Here is a 446-nt window from a genome sequence, read left to right as displayed (position 1 = left end):
CCTTCATATATGTTAGTAGATGAGAAAGAATTAACAGATAAAGACAGAGGAAGGCGAGATGAAAATTACAATATCATTAAAGATCTTGTAGATGACAGAATGTTTCTGTTCGACTATGCATTACATAAAAAGTCGCACCTTTTAATGGATTACTCAAGAAATAAAAAAATATCACAATATACTATCAGAACGCTTCTGGCGTTGTATTGGCGACATGGGCAGGATATTTATGCATTGCTACCCGCATTCTCGAACTGTGGCGCCGCTGGGAAAAGTAGAATCAAACATGAAATTAAACTTGGGAATTCCAAAAAAAACAGAGCATTACCTAATGAACGATCACGTGTTTTCATTCTTAATGAAAGAGATATAAATAATATTAGAAAAACTCTCATTACGTAACATTATAAAGTTAACGGAGATACGATAAAGAAAACATTAGAGAG

General features: G+C 33.4%; 1 pseudogene. It reads left to right on the top strand.

The features are described from left to right. Window positions 1-399, top strand: a pseudogene (locus tag ACNQ0W_RS25385) (hypothetical protein); the annotation flags it as partial. Window positions 400-446: the final 47 nt, after the last annotated feature.

Origin of the sequence: Enterobacter cloacae complex sp. 6730903 (assembly GCF_048283985.1) — a bacterium.
GTDB lineage: Bacteria > Pseudomonadota > Gammaproteobacteria > Enterobacterales > Enterobacteriaceae > Enterobacter > Enterobacter hormaechei_C.
The sequence above is the reverse complement of the archived record's forward strand: the minus strand, read 5'-3'. Positions and strand labels throughout refer to the sequence as shown.